Raw genomic sequence first — 6,693 nt, 5'->3', positions numbered from 1 at the left:
TTTATCGAAATAAGGTTATAAGTATTATGGACCACCTCCAAAGGAGAAACTTCCATTGGAAGTCGTTTCCTTATATTAATGAACCCGGACCGATCAGGCTAACAGCCTCTTTACCTGGTGATAATCAAAAAATAATGTCAATCACCGATGTTTCTATATAAATGAGACCATTGACTATAAAACAGATAGTTAAGATATCAAATGCTTTAAATCAGTTTAATACAGACCAATTTCCCTTTTTTAAAAATCGTATATTAACCTCGATACCATGAGATGATTCTGAATTATATAGATATACTAATCACCGCTTATATAAAATGAAAAATATCAATAGAAAGCGGAAAGTCCCCTTTGTATTGATTGCATTAAAATTGTTATACTTTATGAAGAGGTGATTAATATAATTACGGCTCAACAGAAACCTGGGGAGTACGACGATAGAGTGTTCGAAGCCTTAATACCGAGTCGTGGCGATTCATCAGCGGATTGAAGTAAAAATCCACCTGCAAAGTCCGTTCTCCGAACGGCGGTGGCATTGCTACCAAAACATACCGGGAAATTCAAAGGCATAGCCTTTATCGAAATAAGGTTATAAGTATTATGGACCACCTCCAAAGGATAAACTTCCATTGGAAGTCGTTTCCTTATGTTAATGAATATAACGCAGAGGATACGAAAGGAAGGACTAAAAATTGAAAAATAAAGTGGGATTATGGATTGATCATAGAAAATGTATTATGGTTTTCATTAATGGCACAAATGTCGAAAAAAAAATAATCGAGTCAAACGCAGAAAAACATTCCGGCCGTATTCATGGTAAACGATCGACCACGCCGTTCGAATCTCAAATGGTAAAAGCAGAGGACAGACAGGAAAGACATTTTACCGGGCAAATTAATAAATACTTTGATAAAGTGATTTCACATATTGGTGATACTGAATCTATCTTAATATTCGGTCCGGGAGAAGCAAAGCACGAGCTGTTGAAACATATTAATAAGCACAAAATAAACGGGCATTTGGAAGAGATTGAAAGTGCAGACAAGATGACCGATGCTCAGATTATCGCCAAAGTAAAACAGCACAACGTTACATAGAAAAACATGTTCTCGTATAATACGGATTCTTATTAGCGCTTGTAACATTGGAAGGGGTAATTGCAAAAACTTGTACAATAATGAAGAATATACCAGGATAATCATGGATAATAATTATGATAATAGAATATAAGGAGGGTTTTATGAGTAATCATAAAGAAACAGAAAATATTGTCCTGAAAAAGTCGCTACCTTTCTCTCAGATAAACCTATATGGGTATGGTGGATTTTTCATGTTGTTGCGACTGGTGCGCTTTTTGGCATTTTTAGTTTAGCGTTTTATTTATTGGGAATACAATAGTGGATTGGAGTTTTTATTCTCCTTGTCGCCGGTATAATCTGGGGTTCGATTAAATATTTTCAAATAAAGGGAAAAATAAAATTAGAAAAAAGGGAAGCCTATCAACAGGTTTACATCTTATTAAAAATGGGGATAACTCATTTACCCTGTTAAAAATGACGAGCAATGTATTTTATGGGCGGTAATGGAATAATTATTATTTGCCATTATAGGATACGTAAAAAGAAATCATATTTTTTTTTACGTTTACTATGAGGAGGAAATATTATGATTTTTAAAGGAGAAAATATAAATAAATTAAAATGAATAATAATGAATTTCTCAGAGAGATTGCAGAAAGTTTCAATAGGACACCGCAAGAAATACTTGTTTTTATAAGTATTATTCTTTCTATTGTCGGATTGATCACGATTCTGGGTATCATCAAATGGATTATAGATCGGAATAAATTTACTTTAGCTGTAAATTCAAGATTTGAAAAATATGCAGTCAAGTATTCACTTACAAAGCCCGAAATTGACTTGCTCGATCGAATGTCCCGGTTTCTAAAAAATCCTTTGAAAAAATATCTTCTTCTTACAAATTCCCATACGTTCAATACCTGTTTTCATTTGTTAGCAAGCCGGGAAGAATCGGATAAAAAAATTCAGTTGTCGATTTTCAAAAAACTCGGTTTCAGCCGTTTCGATCCCTATAGAGTTCCGGATTCAAGTAATGATATCGCCGAAGGATCCCCTGCGAAACTGATCAGCAAGGACAAGAAGATTATTATAAACGGATTTGTCACCAGGCAGCTGCCGGATGCAATAGTGTTCGAATCTTTGAATAGCTTTATTGGATTTACGAACGATGATGAGGTTTTTCTGGTCACCCATAATTATACCGGTCTTTACGTCTTTAAAACAAGGATCTTGAAAGCTGAAAATAAAACAATTTTTGCAGCTCAATCCAAAAATATTGTAAGGACTCAACACAGGGAATATTTCAGAAAAAATATAGTACTTCCCATATTATTGCGTCGGATAGATTCCAAAGAAGAACCTGATCGTGCAGATATCCGTGATCTGAGTGCCGGAGGACTTTGTGTTACGAATCCCGGGAAAAAATATGTAAAAGACGACGATTTATCTCTATTTTTTCATAAAGAAGCAGAGAACAGGTTCCATCTCTATGGTGAAGTAGTACGAGTGTCCGGAAATAATAAAATTCTTCATATCAAATTCGGTCATATAACAAACAGAGACAGGGATCGTCTTGTCGGTTTTATTCAAAAAGGCATGCCGTATAGGTTAAAGCGGTAAACATAGATACTGCAAAGTAAGGTATGAATGATCCCGATACCTTGCTTTTTTATGATCTCATCCGGGCCAACTCCCGGATCAGACTCTTTTCCCTGTCGGAGAGATTTTTTGGGGTTTCCATCATCACTTTCACATAAAGGTCACCGCAGCTTACGGACTTTTTATCGGCCGGGAAACCCTTCCCCTTAAGGCGGAAGGCGGTACCGTTTTCGGTTTCGGGCGGTATCTTTATTTTGAATCGGCCGGAAAGCGCATTGATCTCTTTTTCACCGCCCAAAAGCATCGTGTACATACTCACGGGAACCTCGATATAAAGATCGTTATCCACGCGTTTATATAATGGGTGGGGGGGAATGCGGATCGTGATATACAGATCGCCTTTTTTGCCGCCGTTTGCCCCGGCGCCACCCTTTCCTTTCAGTTTGATAGTCCGGCCGTCCATGATGCCGGGTTCGAGGGTAATACGCAATGTTTGGTTATTCACCTGGATGACCTTAACACATCCGGAATAGGCCTCCTCCAGTGAAATCTCAAGCTCGGCCTTATAATCATGACCCTTTGACGAATAACTTTTTGAATGAGACCGGAAGCCCGAAAAGGTATCACCGAAAAAGGTCTTGAAAAAATCGGAAAATCCCGCACCGCCGAACAGGTCGTCCATGTCGCCTTCGAAAACCGTATACCCGGAACCATTCCCGTATGCTTTCCTGTTCGTAAAGGGTGAATCCTGCCCGACGTTTTCGTACTGTTCCCAGTTCGAACCGAGTGTATCGTATTTTTTTCTTTTTTCGGGATCCGAGAGGACCTCATGCGCTTCATTGATTTCGGCAAAACGGGCGGCCGCCTTGTTGTCTCCCGGATTGACATCCGGATGATATTTGCGCGCCAGTTTGCGATACTGCCGTTTTATTTCATCCGTGGTTGCCGACTTTGATACCCCCAGTATTTTGTAATAATCCCTGTATTCCATGGTACACCTGCCCCGTCGATAGCCGGGTTTCACCCGATTCTATCGGACTATATTTTTTATCCAATCAGCCCATTTCCCTTTGAAAAAAGGGTGTTCGATAAATTATACTAAAAATAAATGTGTGTGTCATGCATATCCCGTTGTGCTGATCAGGACCGTTCATGAAAGACAGCGATATCATTAGTCAGAGAATACATGTTTTGCTCAGGCTTTTTTTCATTTTGGGTGCGTCCGTCCATGTTATATTGTTCGGACTCTTTGTATATCTCCGCATATTTATCCTCTGTGTCTTCAATATAGCCGGCTGCTGCATCTTTCTGTTCAACTTTTTTCTTCTTAAAAGAAAGTACTACGGCCTGTCCATCCAGCTTGCGATCGGCGATATCGTTCTATATTCGATCACGGCAACATACATTCTGGGCTGGGAGTGTTATGCCGCCCTCTATTTGATCGCGGCCATGGTCTTGATCGCCAATTCGTTTACCATAAAATTACCCTGGAAAATTGCCGAAGTGACACTAACGGCGGGTTTTTTTATCGCCTTGTTTATCATAACCGGGGACGGCGGTCGTATATCAACCGTCGATCGGGGAATTCTCAAAGCCGTCGGTCTTCTCAACATTGTGACCGTGATGTTTACTTTGCTGTTTATGTCGTTCCGAAATTTTATCGAAAACGAAACCCTCCAAAACCGGCTGAAGGAAATGTCCGAAATCGATATTTTAACCGGAGCGTACAACAGACGATTTTTCAACAAATATCTCGATATCGAAATCCGGCGCAATATGAGTCAGATCAGATACAAACTCCGGGGCGAGGTCAATTTCGGGATCGCGATGCTGGACCTGGACAATTTTAAGGAAATAAATGACCGCTACGGGCACCTCATGGGTGATCAGATCCTTATCGAATTTGTCGCCGTTATAAAAGACGCGCTCTTCGAGCGGGATATTCTCTGCCGTTACGGGGGGGAGGAGTTCGTGATTTTATTCACCTCCACATCACGGGAGGGCTCCATTACGGCGATCGAAAAAATCCGGAAACTCGTCGAAGACCACCCCTTCTGTATCGATACGAAAACTCCGGTAAAACATATGACCGTCAGCATCGGGTTTGCCTGTTTCGAGGAAGAGTCGAATATTTACCGGCTTTTAAAGCTGGCCGACAAACGCCTGTACGAAGCCAAAAAAGCGGGGAAAAATCTTGTGATAAGCGATTGAGAGAGGGCGAAGAATGCGGCTGCCGATTACGTGGCCGTAGCATGAAGAGGCGGAAAAATAGGTTTCCCCTTCTCGTTCAGCAAAACCCGGTTACCAGCCCGATATAATACCGTGCGATGATAAGGGCGTCGACGATACCGATGTTTCCATCGCAATCGGCATCCGCTCGGGAAATATCGAACCCCGCGGGATTCAGTCCCACATAAAATTGGGCCGTCAACAGTGCATCGACGATATTGACCGCCCCGTCTGCATTGACATCCCCCCTTTCCGCACCCGGATATGGCGTCGGCGACGGTATCGGGGTGGAAGTGGGCGCGGAAGCCGCAACGGTGAACCGGAAGGGATCAGCTTCCCCGATGTACGGCAGCGTGTAGGTTCTTCCCGGGGCATTCGTTGTGCTGATGTAGTAGGCAATCTCCGTACCGGTTGTACGGGTGATTGTGCCGCTGTAGGTCGTACCGCCGGTATTCCGCATGATCGTGTCGGTGAACGAACCGTTATCCTGTTTGTAATAAAGCCTCACATCATCGGTATAAATGACCTCTCCGGCATATGAGATAATATCGGCCTCTATCCGATATTCGGATGCGGCGGTGAGTGTTCCCGACAGGGGGATATGGTGTATATAAATCATGTTTCTGTCCGGGATGCCCTTGATACGGCAATGAATGGCGTCGCTTGCGTCCCACGAATTATGATTTGCCGCGATACCGAATACACGGTAGCCCGGCATTGCCGTCGAATATGTCCGAATGGCCTTATCATCATTGGGCGAACCGGTAACGGGCACAAAGACTTTGTCGTTGAGGATAAGGGAATTGGTATAGGGTTCGTCATTGGATGTATCGATTCTCACGATGTTATAGGGCGTTCCGTACGACGAGGTTTCATTCCCGAAATACGCCGCCGTTTCTTCAATATCCTGATATTGGGGATCCGAGGGGGACACTTCCCGTATAAGGATAGTATCAACGGACAAGAATTTTCCCCAGCAGTCTATATGATCGATGTGCGTCGAATTCGGGTCTTCCACAATATGCCAGGTTGTTATATTCAAATAGTCGGCGGATAGCTTCCTGATCGCATCTTCATTCAGCAACGGGTTGTCTTCAAACACAAGGCTGGTGGAAGCGGCGACTCCCATACCGTCGGTCATATAATTCCCCCCCTGGATGACCATATCCATGTAATAATAACCGACGCCCAGCACATCGCTTATCGTTTGCGGGATCGAATTATCGTTCGGAGAGTAAAACACCGACATATCCACAATCGCGATTTCGTTCAGATTGTCCGCGATAATAAAAGGACCGTAATCCCTGGTATAGTAGGTATCCACCGGTGCTTGTATGAATCTGCAATTGGAGAGGATCACATTATTGGAACTGTATTGGGATTTCACGATGGCTTCATCGGAAGAGTTTTCGACAATTGTCGTAACGATCACATCCGTTGACATTTCGGCGATCAAATCGAAGGGAACGCCGAAATCCCCGGGATACGCGATAAGGACCCCTTCCATGGGTTCGAATTCGGAAATACTGCGTACCGGCGGCCCGGGTGGTCCGGTTCGCGGGGCTCCGCTTTGAGCAATCAAAAAGAAGGGACAGACGGACATACAAAAAAACATCGGCAAAACAAGACATTGCTTTTTCATACCGCCTCCGATTGCATGCACATAAACCGCCAAAAAATATAAACCCTATATTAATAGTATACAGCTACAGTGCATCGGGTTTGTGTCCTGTACGTGTCTTTTTCCGGGAAATTTCGTGTGTTCGGGACGGGAGCACGATAAAAA

5 protein-coding genes are annotated in these 6,693 nt (G+C 42.8%); 3 read left to right on the top strand and 2 right to left on the bottom strand.

Translation table 11 applies throughout. The features are described 5' to 3' along the window. Window positions 1–692: 692 nt before the first annotated feature. A complete protein-coding gene (locus JW881_07040; GenBank protein MBN1697251.1) occupies window positions 693–1,097 on the top strand; it encodes a hypothetical protein in 405 nt (134 codons plus the stop codon). A gap of 603 nt (window positions 1,098–1,700) precedes the next feature. Beyond that, a complete protein-coding gene (locus tag JW881_07035; protein MBN1697250.1) occupies window positions 1,701–2,699 on the top strand; it encodes a PilZ domain-containing protein in 999 nt (332 codons plus the stop codon). Between the two features lie 49 nt (window positions 2,700–2,748). Here the strand turns inward: JW881_07035 and JW881_07030 are convergent, their stop codons facing one another. Then, window positions 2,749–3,669 (bottom strand): J domain-containing protein, encoded by a 921-nt coding sequence (locus JW881_07030; GenBank protein MBN1697249.1) that lies wholly within the window; start codon window positions 3,667–3,669, stop codon window positions 2,749–2,751. Window positions 3,670–3,830: 161 nt separating this feature from the next. Between JW881_07030 and JW881_07025 the strand changes: the two genes are divergently transcribed. Further along, window positions 3,831–4,889 (top strand): GGDEF domain-containing protein, encoded by a 1,059-nt coding sequence (locus JW881_07025; GenBank protein ID MBN1697248.1) that lies wholly within the window; start codon window positions 3,831–3,833, stop codon window positions 4,887–4,889. Window positions 4,890–4,965: 76 nt separating this feature from the next. Here JW881_07025 and JW881_07020 read toward each other — a convergent pair whose 3' ends face one another. After that, window positions 4,966–6,549: an agmatine deiminase family protein gene (locus JW881_07020; GenBank protein ID MBN1697247.1), complete on the bottom strand. Its 1,584-nt coding sequence runs from the start codon at window positions 6,547–6,549 to the stop codon at window positions 4,966–4,968. Window positions 6,550–6,693: the final 144 nt, after the last annotated feature.

The sequence above is a fragment of the Spirochaetales bacterium genome, from assembly GCA_016930085.1.
In the GTDB taxonomy this organism is placed as follows: domain Bacteria; phylum Spirochaetota; class Spirochaetia; order SZUA-6; family JAFGRV01; genus JAFGHO01.
The sequence above is the reverse complement of the archived record's forward strand: the minus strand, read 5'-3'. Positions and strand labels throughout refer to the sequence as shown.